Here is a 19,394-nt window from a genome sequence, read left to right as displayed (position 1 = left end):
CCTGGTTGTGCTGTGATAGGTTGTCGGCCATCAGTGCGATGTCGTCTGTTGCTGGAGGTACTCTCACGTGCAAACTGGCAAGTTCACCGAGCTTCCCCATCCTGCGTCGTTTCCTTCCATTCAACAATTAGCGCAAGAGCACAGCCTGTACGATCGCAGGCTGGATACGCTACGTTCCAAACTGTTCCTGACGGACTCTGAACAGCTTGAAGAAGTAAGACTCAAGAAGCTGAAACTCAGCCTCAAGGACGAGATTGAGCGGCTTCGGCGTCTCGGAGTATCCTAAGATTCAGGAACAAGGCTTCTTGTACGCGGACCATGGCTCGGGTGGGAACGCTCGCAGGCTTTAGGTGTCCGTGGCCCTATAATTGAGTCACTTATGGTGCGAGACGGATTTTTCTATGCCTTAGGGCTAGGGGTTGTTGCTGCAGCGCTCTGGTATCTAAATATGCCTATTGCGCTGGTGGCTTTGCCAGTGGTGTTGGCGGCATTTTTTCTTTGGTTTTTTCGCGATCCTAATAGGACGATTCCTCAAGCTCCTGGCCAGATTGTGTCTCCCGGCGATGGTGTTGTTACTGAAGCGGAGTGGATCGAGACGATCAGCGGAAGCCGTTTGCGGCTGAGCATCTTCCTGAATGTTTTCGATGTGCATGTGAACCGTTCGCCCGTGGGCGGAGTGGTGAAAGTATGCGAGTTTCGCAAGGGCGAGTTCATGAATGCGATGAAGCCAGAGTCTGTGCTTAATAACGAGCAGACTCTGATTACGATCGATGCCGGTAGCTACGAGGTCAGCTTCAAACAGATCGCTGGATTGCTTGCGCGCCGCATTGTTTGCAATCTGAAGGTAGGCGACCGGGTAGAGCGTGGACAGAGAATCGGGCTCATCAAATTTGGATCGCGTGTCGATGTATTGATGCCCGCTGCGGCGAATCTGAAGGTAAAGACTGGGGCACGTGTAAAAGGCGGCTCTACCGTGCTTGCGGTGCTTCCAGAGCAGGCGCTGAGTGAATCGGCTGTGGTGGTCTGATGGAAGATGCGCAGATCGATACTGACGCTAAGATGAGGCGACAGCCAAGCCGAGGAATGTATGTGCTGCCGTCGTTATTCACCGCCGGCAACATGGCTGCCGGCTACTATGCGATCACGCAAAGTATCCAGGGATCAGCTGCTGACCAAAGTTACTTTGATCGAGCTGCTCTTGCACTGGGAATTGCGGTTTTGTTCGACGGCCTTGACGGTATTATCGCCCGAATGACGAACACGACGAGCGACTTCGGGAAAGAGTTGGACTCTTTGGCCGACGTTATTACCTTTGGCGTGGCTCCCAGTCTCTTGGCCTATATATGGGGATTTCGGATGCTGCCTCTCATGGCGCATCCCCACGCGAGAGAGCAGATCGTACACATCGGTGTCTTTGTGTGCTTCATCTTCCTTATCTGCGGAGCGAGCAGGCTTGCCAGATTCAATATCAGCATTAACCCGCAACCACGCAACCCGGGCAGGCCAGGCAAGAAATATTTTGTAGGTATGCCAATCCCCGCTGGTGCGGGTGTAATCAGTTCTGTGATCCACTTCCAGCACGGGTCCCCTATTGATAATCCGTGGATTTCGGTGGTGTGGTTGTGCCTCCTTGTGTTCACGAGTTTTTTGATGGTCAGCAACTGGCGGTTTTGGAGTGCGAAGGAGATAACGCTTGGCAAACGCCATCCCTTCCAGCTTGTAGCCGTAATCGCGTTTATTGGTGCCCTGATTATTCTTTATTCCGAGTACATGCTGATCATTCTGGCAATGGCTTATCTGGTGTCCGGCGTGGTGGCTCGGTTGGCTTATTCGTGGGGTAGAGAACGGAGACATTCCACTGGCATCGGTCATTGATGCCAGTCCGCCGGATGAAATAATAGTCTGCCGTTTAGTGGTTATTTTTAGGCGACTTTCAGGAGTATATGACGGACCGAGTGTATCGAATTGGAATCGTAGGGGCCTCCTCGCTTGCCGGCAAGGAGTTGAGCGAGGAACTGGGTGAATCGTCGCTGGGAGCTTCGGACTTCGTGCTACTCGATGAAGAAAAGGCAGTCGGACAAGTGACGGCAGCGGGGGACGAGGTTGCGTTTATCCAGCGGCTGGACCCATCTTCGTTTGATCGAATGGACTTCGTCTTCTTTGCAGGGGATGCGGCTGTGACGAAGAAGCATTGGCAAGTCGCGCGACGAGCCGGCGCAAGCATTGTCGACTTGACTTATGCCTTAGACGGCGAGAAGGATGTTCTCGTGCGGGCGCCGTGGGTGTCTGAAGCGCTTACAGGTCATGGTCTGGCGGATCATTTACAGCCAGATTTGAAGACGCCTGCCGTAGTAAGTGCGCATCCGGTTGCTGTAATGCTTGCTCTGATCGCAGGAAGGGTGCAGGCGAAGTTGCCTTTGAGGAGCGTTGCTGCAACTGTACTAGAGCCAGCGTCCGAATATGGACGCGCTGCCATGGATGAGTTGCATCAGCAGACGGTTACGCTGCTTTCGTTTCAGACGTTGCCTCGAGAGCAGTACGATGCGCAGGTGGCCTTCAACCTATTGCCTTCCTTGGGCGATGCTGCGAAGGTGAGGCTGAATATTACAGAACAACGCATCCATAAACATTACGCCGGGTTGGCTGATTCGAGGTTACCCAGTCTCGCGTTACAGGTTGTGCAAGCCCCAGTGTTCCATGGATATGTTGTTTCGATGTTGATCGAACTCACAGAAGAAGCTACGTTGAAAGATTTGGAGACGGCGCTAGGCGGGGAGCATATAGACGTAGTCAATGAGGAGTCCGATCCGCCGAGCAATCTAAGTGCCGCAGGGCAGGAGAACCTTATGGTGCGAGTGTGTACTGGCGATGGAGGTCAGGGAAAGCGTTTCTGGCTTTGGCTGGCTGCGGATAACCTGAAGTTTGCGGCTCTGAATGCAATCGCGTGCGGCACCGAGCTGCGAAGATTACGTCCCTATGGCAAAGTACAGTAACGCCAAAAATTTTGTTTTTATTTATTTACAAAGATGGGAAGGGTTTGGATGACTGACACGGGGATGCGGATCGGTATTGATCTCGGCGGGACAAAGATTGAAGCACTTGCTATTGATAAACATGGATTGGAATTGGCTCGTCAGCGCGTCGATACTCCGCGAGAGGACTATGAAGGGACGGTCAGGGCAATCGTTGCGTTGGTTCACCAAATGGAGGCTGAGACCGGCCAGGCTGGTACAGTCGGAGCGGGAATTCCAGGCACCGTTTCGCGGGTTACTGGTCTTGTAAAAAACTCTAATTCTACCTGGCTGAATGGCCGGCCATTTCACAAAGATCTAATCTCTGCATTAGGCCGCGAAGTTAGAGTGGCGAACGACGCAAACTGCCTCGCGGTCTCCGAGGCTACTGACGGCGCTGCGGCTGGAGTGAGAATTGTCTACGGCGTAATTCTTGGGACCGGATGCGGTGGTGGAGTCGCCCTCGAAGGCTGCGTTCACGAAGGTCCTAATGGTGTGGCCGGTGAGTGGGGCCACAACCCTCTGCCTTGGCCAAAGCCTGAGGAGTCCCCCGGGCCCGAATGCTACTGCGGTAAGTTCGGATGCATGGAAATGTGGGTCTCAGGTACGGGAATCGCTTTGGACTACAAAAAAACCACAGGCAACGCTCTCACCACACGAGAGATTGTTGCAGATTTTGAAGCAGGAGATTCTGCGGCGCTAGCAGCAATCGGGCGATTTGAGGATCGTCTGGCACGCGGACTTTCCAACGTGATCAACATACTCGATCCGGACGTAATTGTGATCGGTGGCGGCGTATCCCGGCTCAGTCACATCTATGAAGCTCTACCAAAGTTACTCCCTGCCTACGTGTTTGGAGGAGAGGCGTCTACGCCTGTCTTTCCCGCCAAGTTTGGAGACTCCAGTGGTGTCCGTGGTGCCGCCTGGCTTTGGCCGCTAAAGCGAAGTTAACTTCGCTTTTATATCGCGGTGCCTGCGCGCAAACTGCGCCACTATCAAACCCGGAAACCTCTTCACGGCGAAGATCTTTTACACGCTCCGTAGTTGGAAGGAAGGCCTGCTGTGTGAGATAGGAGTTTCCACGACTCGCTCGTGGGAATTCGCCAAGTTCGCTTCGTGCCATGGTGCCTCAGCAGCTGACTTTTACAGTAGGTTTTACGACGGACGCATACATCGGAACAGTGAGATGACACTATCTCGACCATACTCCGACAGTGGGCGCAGGAGAACATCGATCTACAGAGAAAATCCCAACTTTAACTTAACTAAATGATGTGCTTTCTGAGCTGAGGTGAGAAAAATTCATGCGATACCCAACTTTGAAACGGATCGATCCAGTTGTCCTTTTCTGACCGCAACTATAGGCATGTGACGCGGTCTGACGGCGGTCCAACGAGTATGCGATACTTAAAAAGCTCAAGCGGCTTCAACCTGTAGTAACTGGTAGTAATAGTTGCCTAAATTTTTGATGACGGCGCGCAGGTTTATCAGCAACGCTCATCAAGATTTACAGAGCAAAGCCGGGATGGCGGAACTGGCAGACGCAGCGGACTCAAAATCCGCCGACCGCAAGGTCGTGGGGGTTCGACCCCCCCTCCCGGCACCAAGATAAGCTACACAAATGAATTGGTAACAAAGGCCAAAGCCTCTCAGCCCAGGAGGCTTTTTTCATGCCCTAACCGCCAGTGCAATTTTCGCATGCCACTCTCTTCTTGGTTTGCTTATGTCATTCTAGAAGGCGGTTGGGATGCTAGGGAAAGACAGTCTGCAAAGGATGTCATGTTTTGAGAACATATCCGGTTCTGACATCTAGCCCCTGCCGAGTCGTAGCGTACCGTCCTTAGTAGACTATATGCAGAGCGTATGGCGTGGGTTTGCCGAAGGTTGCTCTTTGGTTTCTGTGTTGCCCATCGCTATATGTCGAACCCACTGATCTGTATGTGAGAACAAGTGGATTAGTCTGAAAGCGCGCTACGCTGTAGAAGATAGGGACATGGTCGTCGAGATAAGCAGCCATTGTGCCAGACCATAATGTAGTGTGATCGTCCAGACGGAAAGAGAACTATGGTCAATCGAATCCACGCCGATTTGGAGAGCGCTAAAGCTCGTACGACAATTCGCATTGATGCCCATCACCACTTTTGGCGCTACTCCCCAGAAGAATATGAATGGATCGACGAGTCGATGGCAACGCTACGACGGGACTATCTTCCCGGAGATCTGATCTCAAAGTTGAAATCTGTAAAGATGGATGGTGTGGTGAGCGTCCAGGCGCGTCAAAGCCTGGAGGAGACGCGATGGCTGCTGAAGTTAGCAGAAGCACAACCAGAGCGCGCACGTTGGATCTGCGGGGTGGTTGGCTGGGCTCCTCTCGTCAGTCCTGACTTTCCAGAAGTTCTGGAAGAGCTTCGACAACATCGTCTGTTGAAAGGACTTCGCCATGTTCTCCAGGCAGAGCCGGATGACTATATGGTGCGAACGGACTTCAACGAAGGAATCGCCGCGATGGGTCAAGCAGGACTGGTATATGACATTCTCGTGGTACCCCACATGCTGCGGCAGGTCATTGAGATGGTGGATCGTCATCCCAATCAGATCTTTGTGCTGGACCATATGGCGAAGCCCCGTATTGCAGCAGGAGTCCTGGAGCCATGGAACAACCAAATACGTGAGCTGGCGAAGCGGGAGCACGTCTACTGTAAAATCTCCGGCCTGGTAACCGAAGCCGACTGGCAGACATGGACCGTTGAGAACTTGAGACCGTATGTTGATCTGGGTCTGGAGACGTTCGGCCCTAAACGTTTGCTGGCTGGTTCAGATTGGCCTGTGTGCACGTTGGCTTCAGGGTATGAGCGATGGTTTGCAACACTGGACCAGCTGCTTTCAAAGCTTACAGTTACGGAGAAGGAACTTATCTTTGGAATCGTTGCAGCAAAGGTATACCAGTTAGACGCAGTGTCGGATTCTGACGCGAAGTACTAAGAGAAGCACTTCGAGTAAGGGGATTGCTATGCAGGCGTTGGTATTGAAGGAACCAGGAGAGGTTGCGATTGAAGAGGTGCCACCGCTTGTATGCCCGGAGGGTGAAGTTCGACTGCAGGTAAAGAGAGTAGGATTGTGCGGCAGCGATCTAAATAGCTACCGTGGCAAAAATCCGATGGTTTCGTTTCCTCGAATCATCGGACATGAAGTTGCGGCTACGGTGTTGGAGGATATGCCAGGATACCCTGCTCTGTCCGCTGGGACGAACGTTACTTTGTCGCCTTATACAAGCTGTGGGCATTGCGCATCCTGCAAGCGCGGCAGACCCAATGCGTGCCAGTTCAACCAGACGCTGGGGGTTCAACGCGATGGCGCTTTGACCGAGTACATATCGCTGCCGCCCGAAAAATTATATCCGGCTCATCTTTCATTAAAGGAGCTTTGCCTGGTCGAGCCGCTGACGATTGGCTTCCACGCAGTGGCGCGCGGACGCGTTACGGAGACAGATATCGTGGCTATCCTTGGTTGCGGAGGCGTTGGTCTTGGTGCCGTTGCAGCTTCGGGCTTCAGAGGGGCCAGGACTATTGCGGTTGATGTCGATGATGGAAAGTTGAACATCGCGCGGAAGGCTGGCGCGACGGATACGATCAATACCAAGTGTGAGGGTTTGCATGAGCGTCTTGCAAAGATAACCGCTGGTCGAGGTCCAGATGTGGTGATCGAAGCCATTGGTCATTCAGAGACGTTTCGTGCAGCAGTCGAAGAGGTCGCCTTTACTGGGCGCGTAGTGTATATCGGCTACGCAAAGGATCCTGTGGCCTATGAGACGAAGCTATTCGTGCAAAAAGAGCTGGATATTCTTGGTTCAAGAAACGCTCTTCCGGAGGACTTTCGCGCTGTAATTCAGATGCTGGAGCAGGGTCGTTTTCCAGTAGACGAAACAGTTAGTATCGTTGTGCCTTTAGCTGAAGCGGCGGAGTTGTTTGCAAAGTGGAGTATCGATCCGTGCCGCTTCTCAAAGATTATGATCCGTCTCGACTAATTGTATTGGCGCCTGCGAGAACACTAAATGCTTCCTGTTCCTACCCAATCCGCTAAATATTCCGATACACAGTCCGTAGAAGGGCAGACGTCGGGTTCCTCCCTGCCACTCATTCGAGCCGGCAATACGACTCCTTTCGTTCTGGTTAGCTCTCTGTTTTTCCTGTGGGGCATACCTAATAATCTGAACGATGTTCTGATTCGGCAGTTTATGAAGTCGTTTACGATTACTCGCTTCGAGGCTGGTCTGGTGCAGTCGGCATTTTATATGGGGTATTTTCTGCTGGCCATCCCGGCAGCCATGCTGATGCGAAGGGTCGGATACAAGATAGGGATGATCGTCGGGCTATTGCTCTTTGGCATTGGCACTTTCCTCTTCTGGCCGGCAGCAGCTGTGGGTCAGTATTCGTTTTTTCTGTTTGCCCTGTTTGTGATCGCAAGTGGGCTAGCTTTTCTAGAGACCGCGTCTAACCCATTTATTACGCAGTTGGGCGACCCTTCAAGCTCGGAGCGGCGACTCAATCTGGCCCAGGCGTTCAACCCTCTTGGCGCGATCACCGGAGTTCTCATCGGGACTATCTTTATCTTCTCCGGAGTAGAGATGTCTCCAGCGGCAGTTGCTTTAAGCAAAGCACAGCATACGTATGAGGCTTACCTGCGTTACGAGACTTTACGTGTCGTTAAGCCTTATCTGGCGCTCGGCGGAATCGCGTTCGCTCTGGCTATGATTCTGATGTGTACAAAATTTCCCGCGATCTCGAATGAGCACGAGGCAGAAACTTCGAGCGAGAATCGTGGGCGGCTCTCTGATTTGCTGCACAACCCGCGTTTCATGATCTCGGTGGCTGTCCAATTTTTGTATGTGGGGGCGCAGGTCGGTACCTGGAGTTACTTCATTCAATATGTCGAAACCTATGCGCATCAGACCGAGAAGTTGGCTGGATTCTTTTTGACAGGAACTCTGGTCGCGTTTGCGTTGGGGCGGTTTAGTTCGGCTTGGTTGATGCAAAGGATAGCACCGCAGACGTTGATGGGCTACTACAGCGTAGCCAATATTGTGCTTGTCGCGGTTGCAATATTTTTTCCGGGATGGGTCGGGTTGTTTGCGATGTTCTTTACCAGCTTTTTTATGTCGATCATGTTCCCCACGATCTTTGCATTGGGGTTGAAGGGACTTGGCTCAAATACAAAAATCGGCGGATCACTGCTGGTGATGGCCATTGTTGGTGGTGCAGTGCTGACTCCGCTGATGGGATTGATTTCTGAGTGGGGTCATAGTGTTGCGATGGCATATATTGTTCCGCTGGTGTCGTATGTGTGCGTGGCGGCTTTCTCCTTCTCAATCGCGACGGTGAGGGCTGGAAAAAACGATCTTGTACGGGCGTAAACTTCGAGCCAGTCTCCCCTGGCGATGGTCTTGTGGTGGATTTGCGTTCGACCCAATGCATTCTAACCATCTTGGCTTAGTATCAACCTCTGGCAGGAATTCAAACCGGCTCCTTCATCGTGTAATCCGCAGAATAAATAGTGATGGACACTCACAACTATAAAGCCGATGATTCTATGAAATCGAAGCTTATGCCGATGAATATTTTTTTTGAACGTGAAGGTTAGCCGTGGTCTATCCGAATCGACTTGCTGAGAGGCTATGAAATATCTTTTAAGAACAATCCTTTTTCCCATGTTTATTTCAGGTGTTCTTGGGACGGCCCAGGAGGCGAATAAGCCCGTGCCGCTATCCGCCCAGGATCAGGCTGTCCCGGCAACTCCGCGAGGAGGATCCTCGACTGCTGGTGTATTTGCTGCTGTCAAAGACTCTGAGATGCGCCCGATCACTGCCGGCGGGTTCGTGAAAGACGGGCCGATTATCTACAAAGATATTGCCCAACAAGCCGGATTAACGGTTTGGCATCACGTGATGGGAACGCCTGAAAAAAAGTACATTCTGGAGACGACCGGCTCTGGAGTCGCTTTATTGGACTATGACAACGACGGCTGGCTGGATATCTATATGGTGAACGGCTCCACCTACGATGCCTTGCGAGGAACCGCGCCAGCCCCCCATGCGGCTCTGTTTCATAACAATCACGACGGAACATTCACAGATATTGCAGCCAGGGCTGGAGTCGTAAACGATCGTTGGGGCTATGGTGTCGCGATAGGAGATTACGATAACGACGGTTGGCCTGACATCTATGTCTCAAACTTCGGCAAAAACCGCCTGTATCACAACAATCATGATGGAACGTTTACCGACGTCGCGGAAAAAGCAGGTGTAACCCTGGGGAACTGGTCTACCGGCGCTACGTTTGGAGACTACGACGGGGATGGGCGACTCGATCTCTTCGTTCCAGGCTATGTCCACTACGATGTAAATCACCCGCCCGATCCTGGCTCGGAGGCAGTGGGGTTGCTCTACTGCCAGTTTCGTGGAGTAAACACGCTATGCGGCCCGCGCGGTCTGCAAGGGGAGGGGGATCATCTCTTTCACAACAACGGCGACGGCACATTTACCGACGTGAGTGAAAAAGCGGGTGTTTCCGACAAGGCCCACTACTATGGTTTCACCGCAACGTTTGTCGATATCAATAATGACGGAAAGGTCGATCTCGTAGTTACAAATGATTCATCCCCTAACTATCTCTACATGAACAATGGAGATGGAACATTTGAAGATGCCAGCTACTACTCAGGGTTCGCGTTAAACCAACAGGGACGTGATCAGGCTGGCATGGGATTAGCAGTAGGAGACTATCTCAATAACGGATTAGTTGACCTATACACGGGAACATTCTCCGACGACTACAAACCGCTCTTTAGAAATGGCGGAGAGCAGGGGTTTACTGAGATAAGTCCTGAGATGGGGATCGCTGAGGTCACATACCCCTTTCTGACTTGGGCGACTGAGTTCATCGATTATGACAACGACGGTTGGAAGGACATCTTCCTGGTCAACGGACATGTCTATCCCCAGGTTGATAAGTACGACTGGGGGACTTCTTACGCGCAACGTCCGCTGTTATTCCATAACGTCGATAAGGGAAAGAAATTCGAGGTCATGCCGGCGGTTACGGGAACTGGACTGGCTGAGGTGATTCCCGGCAGGGGAGCGGCCTTTGGAGATTTATTCAATGATGGGAAGACAGATGTGGTCATCAATTCCATGGACCACGTGCCTTCGTTGATGCGGGATGTCAATCCCGACCATCATCATTGGGTTGGGTTGAAGCTGATCGGAGGGCCGAAGAGTCCCCGGGATGCCATAGGTGCCACGGTATATCTCACGGTTGGGGGAGTGCGTCAGCGAGCGGATGTGTTGAGCGGCGGCAGTTATGAGTCCTCCAATGATCAGCGGCCACACTTTGGAATCGGCGACGCAACTTCCATAGACGCATTAGAAATTCGTTGGCCCAGCGGAGTTGTAGAACAGGTGATGCTGTCGTCCGTGGATCGATTCTTCACGATTCAGGAGGGAAAGGGAATTATTTCCGGTCTCCTCGACCCCCCTGCGAAAGGGAAATCGAACGCGGAAATAAGCAGACAAAAGCCACACTAGATGAGTAGAATTCGGTTCATCCTTTCTCATCTGATTCGTCAGTAAGCTGCGAAGGAAAGAGTTGGGAGCATATAAGTGTTTTCCGGATCGGCCAAAATGCGGGTGAAGTGGGCGATCGGCAGCCGACGTATCTCTGCCATAAGAGCAGCGTACGTCCTTCTGGTTGGAGTTCTCTCTCTTGCCAGCGTCTTTGCTTTCCTTCCAGGAATTCAGGCTCACTCGGACCAAAGCCAGACGCAGCAGAAAATTACCGACGAAATGGCAGTTCGTAAGGAATACGCAAATCGAGTCGGTAAGAGCTATAACTTCGCCTTCGGCAAAGGAAACATCTCGACACCGGGAAATGCTGCCGTTGAGGGAAATACTTTCCTCGAACCAGACGCATTTCCCACAGCCGACTACTGCGGCCACTGCCATAAAGAGGCTTACCACCAGTGGCGACAATCGCTACACTCGAATTCCTTTCGCACTCCGTTCTACCGAACAAGCGTCAACATTCTTATACGAACCAAAGGAATTGAGTTCTCGCGCCACTGCGACAGCTGTCACAATCCGATCGCGGTTTTGGGTGGTGGCTTGACGCAGAGCTCCATCGTCGACCGCAAGTTTGACCAGGACGGTTTGACCTGCACGACATGCCACTCCGTGCAAAAGCTGCAGTCGACCCTCGGCAATGGTAGCTACGTGATGGGAGTACCCGCTGTGCTTGTTGATGAAAAGGGAGAGCGCATTCCTGGAATGGTGCCCGACTCTGAGATCCTGACTCACCTGGATCGCCACTCCAAAGCGGTGATGCAGACTTTCTATAGGACGCCGGAGTTTTGCTCGGCCTGCCACAAAGCCAACTTGCCAAACCCACTGAACGACTACAAGTGGATTCGCGCGTTCACTGCTTACGATGAGTGGCAGAACTCAAAGTTTTCTCAGAGAAATCCGCTCACCTTCTATCAGGCCGACTTCACCAGTTGCCAGGGTTGTCATATGAAGCGCGCGTCGAACGTATTGCCAGAGCCGGGCGCAAAGAACGGCACGTTCGCTTCACACCGCTGGACTGCCGGCAATACCGCAGTTCCTTTCTACTATGGCTTTGACGAGCAGCTCGCAAAGACTGTCGAATTCTTGAAGACAGGGAACTATTTGAATGTCGATCTGTTCGCGATTCGTAAGGCAAATGACGATAAATTGATTGCGCCTTTAGGTTCAACCCCGTTTAACCTAGAACCCGGCGAGACAGTGCAGGCCATGGTGGTAATTCAAAATAAGAATATTGGACATTCCCTTATTCCCGAGGTGCGTGATCTCTATGAAGGCTGGGTGGAGTTTGTCGTCACGGACTCGACCGGTAAAGAGATCTATCACAGCGGCTTCATCAAACCGGATGGGATGCTGGATGAGAGGGCACATAGCTTCACCAACCGCCCGGTCGACACAGACGGACAGTTCGTGGATAACCACAAGGTTTGGACGATCCATTCTGTCGCTTATGACAACGGACTTCAAGCAGGGCGGTCTTCCCTCGTCCGTTACGAGTTTCGCATTCCCGCTGAAGCGACGGGTGCGCTCACAATTACGGCGCGAGTTAACTACCGGCATCTTCGCCAAAGTTACCTCAACAATGTCTTCGGCAAAGACCATGCCGCATACCCCATCGTTGAACTGGCTTCGCGCAGCCGGATACTCAACCTTGGCGAGAATTCCGTAACTGCACCTGATCCACACGACAATGGTGACTGGATGCGCTGGAACAATCTTGGCATCGCTTACCTCGACCAGTTGCAGTACAGCGATGCGATTCAAGCTTTCTCACAGGTCATTAGATTACGGCCCGACTACGCAGATGGATACACCAACATCGGCCTGACTAATATCGAGTGGGAAAAGTATGCCTCAGCCCGAGGTGGCCTGGAGAAGGCACTGGAACTCAGCCCGAACAACGCGCGTGCTCTTTATTACCTGGCGTTAGTGGAGCGTCGCGCTGGGCACTCCGATGCTGAAGTAGAAGACCTCAAAAAGGTGTTGGCGCAGTACCCTCAATCGCGAGACGCTCGTCGCGAGCTGGGAATTTCCTACTATCAGCAACGCCGTTCTCAGGAGGCGATGGAGCAGTTTGAGGCGCTGCAAGCGATCGATCCCGACGACCTGACCGCCCACTATAATCTCGCGCTTCTTTACCGCCGCATGGGGATGAAGGATAAAGCGAAAGAGCAATCCGCGCTGTTTGTCACCAAGAAAATTGACCCTGGAGCCCCTACTTACTCTCTGGACTTTCTCCGCAAGCATCCAGAGATCTCGATTGAAAGTGTGCCGTGGCACATACACAAGGAAGCGCAGCCTCCGGCAGTCATCAGCGGAGGCGGAGAGAACTAGGCAAGCCACCAAGCTACTTCGCAAGAAGATTCATTTACCGAGAGACTTTGAAACGAATGGAACAGCAGTGAAGAATAACTTTTGGATGATACTGCTCATCGTAATTGCCGGGGTAGTAATAGCCCCTGCGCGTTGCCGCGCTGAAACCCAATGTCCGTGGCTTAATGCATCGACCGCTGCAGGAGTTTTAGGCGGCGAGGTTATAGCAACTGTAGTCGCTCCGACACCACAAGGAGATACTACCTGCGGCTTTACGCGCGCGCAGGGAACGTATCTTTCCTCCTTGCGGATCGAAGTGAATACCATGCATCTTCCCACAAAAGATTTCGCCGCCTACCTCGCTCGGTGCAATGGCACCGCATCGCCTTTGAAGGCAATCGGCAATGAGGCGATTCAGTGTGTTCTTACCCGTAAGGTCGACGCCGGAGCAGAGCAAATTATTGGGCGGGTCCGGGATAGAGCATTTGTTATTGACCTTAGGAGAAATCCAGCTGGACACTCAGCCTCTGGTGGCTTAAGTGACGAAGCGAGAAACCTTGCCGAGCAGGTAGCTGGAGCGCTCTTTTAGATATGTTGCTTACTGCTTGTTCTGTAAACAAAAAGAACAGACTGATAACACATGGTCTTGTTTGCTGCTGTTCCGGATTAGCTCTCGCCATTTGCGCAAACGCCCAGTCAAGCGCAGGCCCTGTCGCCGCGCCGCCATCTACCAATGCTGCGCAAGTTAGTCCAGTCAACCAAGTCCAGCAATTGATCTCTCGCGGTCAGTTGAACGAAGCGGAGATCCAACTGAACTCTCTCGCTAATCAACAGCCCGAGCTGGGGGGAGTAGAGCGCTTACGCGGTATGGTCCACTACCTGCGAAACGAGTTCGCCGCAGCGAATCTCGCTTTTGAGAAGGCTCTGGCTCAAGACAGCAATGATCTGCAGGCGATGCAAATGCGTGGTGTAACGCTCTATCGTATGGGCCAGCCATCTGTAGCCATCCCCTTTCTCGAAAAGGCGAATACCACCATTGCCAGTGTTAACGCGGATGGTACCTATGTTCTGGCTGTGTGTTATCTCGATGTACATCGTTATGATGACGCACGCCGCATCTTTGCCAGGCAGTACAAGCTGCCGGAGGATTCAGCCGCAGCGTATCTCTTTATGGGCCGGATGCTGCTTCGCCGCAACTACCCTGCGGAGTCCGAACAGATGACACGTAAAGCACTCGCACTCGCACCGGGCTTGCCTTTAGCGCATTTACTCCTGGGTGAGATAGCTCTTTCAAGATCTCAGGCAGCGGAAGCAGTCATAGAGTTTGAATTGGAACGTAAGATCAACCCGATGGAGGGGGAGGTTTATGAGCGTCTTGGCGACTCCTACCTCCGCGCGCAACGATACGAAGATGCTCAGCAAGCTTTGAACTGCGCGCTCCTTTTGGAGCCGAACTCAACTGGGCCCTATATCCTGCTTGGCCAAGTGCTCTTGAAACGGGACGATGCCTTGACGGCGCTCAATTATCTCTTACGTGCCGAGCATATGGACTCAGGCAATCATCTGACCCACCTCTTTTTGGGGCAGGCCTATCGTGCTTTGGGGCGTAAGGAAGATGCGACGCGGGAGTATAAGAGCGCAGAAACCCTTCAAAACCCCAAATAGTCTTTAGCAGATGCACGTGCGTGTCTCCCACTGCAAGAACAACTTTGGCGAAGAGACCCTGTACCGGGACGCAAGCTGATTTCTATCGCTGACCCGTCGATAACGCTGTCACATCTCGGCAGTTGTCTTCTCTTTGCCTTTTCGAGGAAAGGCTTTAATCCGTAGCAGACAATCGATGATGTCCGCCCGGAGTCTGAACGGTCTTAAGCTTGCCGCTCAGGATCCACAGTTTAATTGTCGCGTAACTCATGCGTAGCATGCGAGATGTTTTACGAGACGTCAGCATTTGACTTGAAGTCGGTATCGTCTATAGTTTTGGCGATTGAAAGCACCTCAAACGGATGGTGCCTTGCGTACGCCCGTCGTCTCTGTTAACAGCGATGACTACTTCGCGTCGGCAAGAGGTGTCATCGACTGCAGCATGGTAGGAATAAGCTCTGAAACCGTGGGGTGTATGTGAACCGCGTGAGAGAGTGTGGTGTAGGGTGCGCCCGCGTACATCGTACTCAAGATGCAATGAATGGCTTCGTCACCATCTGTGCCAAGGATGGCAGCACCCAGTATCTTTTTGCTTTCGGCGTCTACCAGCACCTTCATGAAGCCCTGCGATTCGCCCTTTTCGACGGCGCGCGAAACTTTCGCCATGGGGCGAGTTCCAATTAAAGCAGCACGGCCGCTCTGACGCACTTCCGTCTCGGTAAGGCCCACCTGCGCCAGAGGAGGGTCAATATAGAGCGCACTGGCGGGAATGCGGTCGCTCACACGCCTCGAGCCTTTGTCTAGCAGGTTGTCCGCCACGATTTCAAAGTCGTTGTAAGCAGTATGGGTGAAAGCTCCTCTTCCATTGCAATCTCCGAGCGCCCAAATCCCCGGCACAGACGTCTGGAGTTGGTCATCTACGGTGATATACCCCCGCTCGTCAGTCTTGACGCCAGCAACGTCTAGCCCCAGATCGTTCGTGTTAGGCTTCCTTCCGGCCGCAAGAAGAATACGCGATCCTACTACCTGTGGATGCCCTTCCAGACAGTCGAGGCCGACGGCTACGTCTTCGCGTTGCTTCTCAAGTCGAATACAGTTCGCGTCAAGACGAAACTGGATACCTTCGGAGTGTAGGATCTCCTGAACTGCAGAGGAGAGATCTGCATCCTCATTGGGAATAAGTCTCGACTTGCGCTCGATGACCGTAACCTCAGATCCGAAGCGCCGAAATATCTGTGCGAACTCTAGTCCGACATAACTACCGCCTACGACGATGAGATGCTTTGGCAGTTCTTCAAGGTCAAGAATGGTCGTGCTGGTTAAAAATGGAACATCGCCAACTCCGGGCATATCCGGCACTGCTGGTCTTGCTCCAACATTCAGAAAGATATGCTTGGCCCCGAGAACCGTGTCGCCGATCCTCATCTCGTTTGCAGATTGGAAGCGAGCTGTTCCTGTGAAGACAGTGCATCGCTCCATGCTTCGAAGCCAGGATTCAATGCCGGTTCGAGACTTCATAACAATTGCATTCTTGCGGGCCATCACTTGTCTCATATCAATTGTGACTGGCTCATTGCGGACTACACCGAAGTCGCTGCCGCGACGTGCGATGTGGGCAGCATGTGCGCTTGCGACCATCGCCTTGGTTGGAGTGCAGCCGTTGTTCACGCAGGTGCCGCCAAACAGCTTGCGTTCGACAAAGGCGACGCTCCAACCGGCTTGTGTAAGACGGCCTGCGAGTGCCGGTCCCGCCTGTCCTGCACCCACAATGATGGCGTCGAAGTCTTGTTTCATCTCAGTTTTATGACGACTATGACAGCAAGAATAATCGCTGCGGCATCTTCAAGCAAAGCGCCGGGAAGATCTCTTCCAATGCTCTCGGAGAGTTTCGCGCGTAGAGCGGAGCCGCCGAACGTCCCTAGGACTGCCCCAATAGCGCCGCCAATCAGGCCAAGAACAAGATACTGATGTGCTGCTCCTATCGCAGCTCCCACAAGAAGGCCGGTGACGACACGGGTAATAAATTGAGGAGGTGTCTTGCGACTGGGTGTCTTAGGCAGCTTGTCGTTGATGAGTTCACCAACTGCGAAGAGGGTGAGGATATACGGAGTCGCCGCATAACCCAGAAATGCAAGTGGAGTGCCTTGAAGCTGCAGCAAACCAAGACGGGCTGCCCAGCTTACCGCTGCAGGCGCAGTGATCGCCCGAAGCCCGCAAACGACACCTAATAAAAATGCAGGCAAAATAACGATCATTAAAGCTCCTGTTGTAGCAAAAGTGCCGCTTAGTATCGGGCCGATAGTATCTCTTGCACAAGCCGCATTTAAATTTCGTATTGCTTACCTGCTAACGATAACTCGGCAAAATACGGAGGTTGGCGGCTACGGAAAGCTCCCGACGGTACATCGGAGTCTATTTGAATCGAAAGAAATACTGCAAACAAATCTACTGAAGTCCAAAAGTGTTGGAGCACCGAATGGGATTTGAACCCATGAATACTGGTTTTGCAGACCTATCAATCAGTTCATAGACATTCACAGAGATTTGCAAACACTCAATGAAATCAAGGTGTTTTGTGAATGTCTATGAACGATTGAAAGTCACTCGACCCACTACAAATTTCACTACATCACTACATTTCTCACTACAGTGTTTTTGCCTTTTGCTCGGGCTTTGTCTCAGTTTTTGTTTTAGACCGCTTCATTTTCTTACGTGCGTAGGAAGAGGCCCAATCACGTGACTTTTTATCCTCTAGAACCTGGGATAGGAAAGCGAGCACCTGAAACGCCGCAAGATTCGCTGCTTTAAGGGCATCAAGACCGATTTGGGGAGCTTTCTCTCGGATACGGAGCCCTACTTCTATCTTTTGTAATTCCGCGTCGGACGGAGGCTGATCTTCGTTTTCCCGCGTTTCTATACTCCGTCCAATTGATGCAAACGATCCATGAAGGTACGCTGCACTCTTTTTGTAGGTAGCGTCGAACAATGTCTCAGTCGAACCTGTGAAATGCCTTTCCTTTAGTAATTGGTCAACTTTCTTCGCACGCTTGGAAAGGCTTATTTCGGTCCAATCGTTACCTCGACCATAGCGCGGCTTAGATGTGCCATTGGGCAAGATCTTTGTTTTGGCTGTATCGTGCGCGGATTGTAGCTGCTTAAGCTGATCTGGCGTATATGGGTGGCACAATTTGGGATTTCTCAAGCGGAGGTCTTCGTAGTTCCTCCATTCGCTGAAGGGGAGGTACTGGATATAGTCCGATGCTGCTTCCCAACCGACCAACAATATGTATTCTGCGGTGATAATCTTCTCAACCATCACCCTGACGAGAGCCATAGCGTCATCCCCGAGACCGGAACGAACCAGAGTACGTATGGAGGCTAAACTTCTCTCGGCGCGTAGAAAGAGGACATATGAGACTGCGAATTCAAATCCGAAGGAACCGGTTTTTATCGGTCTAGACCATAGAAGGCGTTGCAGGGCTCGCCCTAGCTCCACGCTGTCGTGCATTGTGATTTGGTACGTTTTGTTTGTTATGAGAGACATGATATTTAGCTAGATTATCCACTATAAGAACTCTGTTAACCCACAGCGTCCAAAGAAGGTAAGATCGGCGCATGCTCAAGCGCACTCTTGCTGTTCTAGCCCTTCTATTGCCTGCCGTCCTTTATGCTCAAACCGCCTCACCAAAGGCGGAACCGCGTAATCAGGCTGTCGCCGTCTCAGAAGTGTCGAGCATGCCGTCAGAGGCGGAGATTGGTGAGTTGGTCAACAAGGCTAGCGAGTACGTCGAAACGTATCGGCGTACTTTCGCGAACGCCAAAGCGTCACTCGATAAAGCGGCAACGGTCGGTTTCGATCAATCCGCCGTGACTTTATCCGATCAAGCGTCTGAAGTGATTGCTACGATCAAAAAGAATGGCTCGACCGCTGTTGCGCTGGTTAGCCTGATAACTATTCTCGACGACATGAGCCTAAATGCGCAGAAGGCGTCCGCTCAGGTGATGCTCGTTGCTATGCGAGAAGATCGAAGCGTCCGTTCCAATCATGGCATGCAGGATTTTCAAGACCTCGCTCAGGCGGGCAAGAATTGCTATGACATCTCAGAGCTATTGGTCCACTCCACAATTCGATACATCGCAGTAGAAGAAAGGGTGCTTCGGACGCTACTAGATCGCGACAAAAAGCATTGAGTCATTTTGGCTTGTGACAGGGAAATTGCTGCGCAATTACTGCCGTTATAAAAGAGACAGCAGGCATATCGCGATCCTGGGGAAACACGGCAAGGTCTGAGCCCATCTTCATTTTGACGGTCAACTCCATCGCCGAGCTTTTGAGACCGGGTGGCACGCAGAACCTCTTGTCCTTTGCCTCTTCAAAGCTGCCAGTTTTACCTTGAACCGTAGCGCCGCCGATCTGTGCTCCCTCGAACACGCCAAGAATATAAAAAGTGCACGCATTCTTAGCAGCCTCGTCGGTGGACGTGCAGAATTCGTATAAGTTTCCTAGTGTTATTTGCGCAGCCTGTACCATTGCGGGTCTGTAGAGGGCGGCACTGACCATGATGATGCACGCGAGGTATTTGAGTTTCGCCATTGGTGGAACTATAGACGTTGATCGGTCCTCGCGAAAGGTGTTACCCACGTCGCCCATAGTCTTTGCCGACCAACTTGTCGTATTGAAAATCGCTGAGTTCTAAGATGACGCCACCACCCCCGTTGCGGATGCCATGCTCGAAGTTATTCTTGCTCGACAAATCTTTAAGGCGAAACTCTTTGGTAATTAGCGTAGGGCCTTTATCGTGCACTGGAGTTCT

General features: G+C 52.1%; 18 protein-coding genes and 1 tRNA gene. 14 read left to right on the top strand and 5 right to left on the bottom strand.

Going from position 1 to position 19,394, the window contains the following annotated elements:
* Positions 1 to 67 precede the first annotated feature (67 nt).
* From GSQ94_RS08755 to GSQ94_RS08695, 13 genes are all read left to right on the top strand, one after another.
* A complete protein-coding gene (locus tag GSQ94_RS08755; protein ID WP_216843051.1) occupies positions 68 to 286 on the top strand; it encodes a DUF465 domain-containing protein in 219 nt (72 codons plus the stop codon).
* A gap of 93 nt (positions 287 to 379) precedes the next feature.
* Positions 380 to 1,027, top strand: a complete 648-nt coding sequence (locus GSQ94_RS08750; RefSeq protein WP_158943164.1) for a phosphatidylserine decarboxylase — start codon at positions 380 to 382, stop codon at positions 1,025 to 1,027.
* Positions 1,027 to 1,875 (top strand): CDP-diacylglycerol--serine O-phosphatidyltransferase, encoded by an 849-nt coding sequence (gene pssA / locus GSQ94_RS08745; protein ID WP_254063746.1) that lies wholly within the window; start codon positions 1,027 to 1,029, stop codon positions 1,873 to 1,875. The genes GSQ94_RS08750 and pssA overlap by 1 nt, the downstream gene beginning before the upstream one ends.
* Before the next feature lie 68 nt (positions 1,876 to 1,943).
* On the top strand, positions 1,944 to 2,993 hold the full coding sequence (locus GSQ94_RS08740) for an Asd/ArgC dimerization domain-containing protein (protein ID WP_158943163.1): 1,050 nt from the start codon (positions 1,944 to 1,946) through the stop codon (positions 2,991 to 2,993).
* A 48-nt stretch (positions 2,994 to 3,041) separates the two neighbouring features.
* Positions 3,042 to 3,962 (top strand): fructokinase, encoded by a 921-nt coding sequence (gene mak, locus GSQ94_RS08735; protein WP_216843050.1) that lies wholly within the window; start codon positions 3,042 to 3,044, stop codon positions 3,960 to 3,962.
* 568 nt (positions 3,963 to 4,530) lie between these two features.
* Positions 4,531 to 4,617, top strand: a tRNA-Leu gene (locus GSQ94_RS08730).
* Positions 4,618 to 5,075: 458 nt separating this feature from the next.
* Entirely contained in the window at positions 5,076 to 5,993 is a 918-nt protein-coding gene (locus GSQ94_RS08725) for an amidohydrolase (protein ID WP_158943162.1), read from the top strand.
* A 28-nt stretch (positions 5,994 to 6,021) separates the two neighbouring features.
* Positions 6,022 to 7,035, top strand: coding sequence for a zinc-binding alcohol dehydrogenase family protein (locus GSQ94_RS08720; RefSeq protein ID WP_158943161.1), 1,014 nt, complete (start codon positions 6,022 to 6,024; stop codon positions 7,033 to 7,035).
* 27 nt (positions 7,036 to 7,062) lie between these two features.
* Positions 7,063 to 8,421 (top strand): L-fucose:H+ symporter permease, encoded by a 1,359-nt coding sequence (gene fucP / locus GSQ94_RS08715; RefSeq protein WP_158943160.1) that lies wholly within the window; start codon positions 7,063 to 7,065, stop codon positions 8,419 to 8,421.
* A 261-nt stretch (positions 8,422 to 8,682) separates the two neighbouring features.
* Positions 8,683 to 10,590 carry a CRTAC1 family protein gene (locus tag GSQ94_RS08710; RefSeq protein ID WP_371417480.1) on the top strand — a complete coding sequence of 636 codons (1,908 nt, stop codon included), beginning with the start codon at positions 8,683 to 8,685 and terminating at the stop codon, positions 10,588 to 10,590.
* Positions 10,591 to 10,686: 96 nt separating this feature from the next.
* Positions 10,687 to 12,957: a tetratricopeptide repeat protein gene (locus GSQ94_RS08705; protein WP_254063745.1), complete on the top strand. Its 2,271-nt coding sequence runs from the start codon at positions 10,687 to 10,689 to the stop codon at positions 12,955 to 12,957.
* A 67-nt stretch (positions 12,958 to 13,024) separates the two neighbouring features.
* Positions 13,025 to 13,525: a hypothetical protein gene (locus GSQ94_RS08700; protein ID WP_158943159.1), complete on the top strand. Its 501-nt coding sequence runs from the start codon at positions 13,025 to 13,027 to the stop codon at positions 13,523 to 13,525.
* A 2-nt stretch (positions 13,526 to 13,527) separates the two neighbouring features.
* Positions 13,528 to 14,601, top strand: coding sequence for a lipopolysaccharide assembly protein LapB (locus GSQ94_RS08695; protein WP_158943158.1), 1,074 nt, complete (start codon positions 13,528 to 13,530; stop codon positions 14,599 to 14,601).
* Positions 14,602 to 14,985: 384 nt separating this feature from the next.
* On the opposite strand, the gene GSQ94_RS08690 is transcribed toward GSQ94_RS08695, so the two are convergent.
* From GSQ94_RS08690 to GSQ94_RS08680, 3 genes are all read right to left on the bottom strand, one after another.
* On the bottom strand, positions 14,986 to 16,374 hold the full coding sequence (locus GSQ94_RS08690) for an FAD-containing oxidoreductase (RefSeq protein ID WP_158943157.1): 1,389 nt from the start codon (positions 16,372 to 16,374) through the stop codon (positions 14,986 to 14,988).
* Positions 16,371 to 16,835 (bottom strand): DUF4126 family protein, encoded by a 465-nt coding sequence (locus GSQ94_RS08685; protein WP_158943156.1) that lies wholly within the window; start codon positions 16,833 to 16,835, stop codon positions 16,371 to 16,373. The genes GSQ94_RS08690 and GSQ94_RS08685 overlap by 4 nt, the downstream gene beginning before the upstream one ends.
* A 389-nt stretch (positions 16,836 to 17,224) precedes the next feature.
* Positions 17,225 to 18,088 (bottom strand): DUF5677 domain-containing protein, encoded by an 864-nt coding sequence (locus GSQ94_RS08680; RefSeq protein WP_254063762.1) that lies wholly within the window; start codon positions 18,086 to 18,088, stop codon positions 17,225 to 17,227.
* Positions 18,089 to 18,195: 107 nt separating this feature from the next.
* Between GSQ94_RS08680 and GSQ94_RS08675 the strand changes: the two genes are divergently transcribed.
* Complete coding sequence (locus GSQ94_RS08675) at positions 18,196 to 18,771, top strand: hypothetical protein (protein ID WP_158943154.1); 576 nt, start codon at positions 18,196 to 18,198, stop codon at positions 18,769 to 18,771.
* Position 18,772: 1 nt separating this feature from the next.
* Here GSQ94_RS08675 and GSQ94_RS08670 read toward each other — a convergent pair whose 3' ends face one another.
* A complete protein-coding gene (locus GSQ94_RS08670; protein ID WP_158943153.1) occupies positions 18,773 to 19,174 on the bottom strand; it encodes a Rap1a/Tai family immunity protein in 402 nt (133 codons plus the stop codon).
* 40 nt (positions 19,175 to 19,214) lie between these two features.
* The gene (locus GSQ94_RS08665) at positions 19,215 to 19,385 is read right to left on the bottom strand and encodes a hypothetical protein (protein WP_158943152.1); all 171 of its coding nucleotides are present in this window, start codon (positions 19,383 to 19,385) and stop codon (positions 19,215 to 19,217) included.
* Between the last annotated feature and the right edge of the window lie 9 nt (positions 19,386 to 19,394).

The sequence above is a fragment of the Granulicella sp. S190 genome, assembly GCF_009766095.1.
GTDB lineage: Bacteria > Acidobacteriota > Terriglobia > Terriglobales > Acidobacteriaceae > Edaphobacter.
This window is presented reverse-complemented; position numbering and strand designations above follow the sequence as displayed.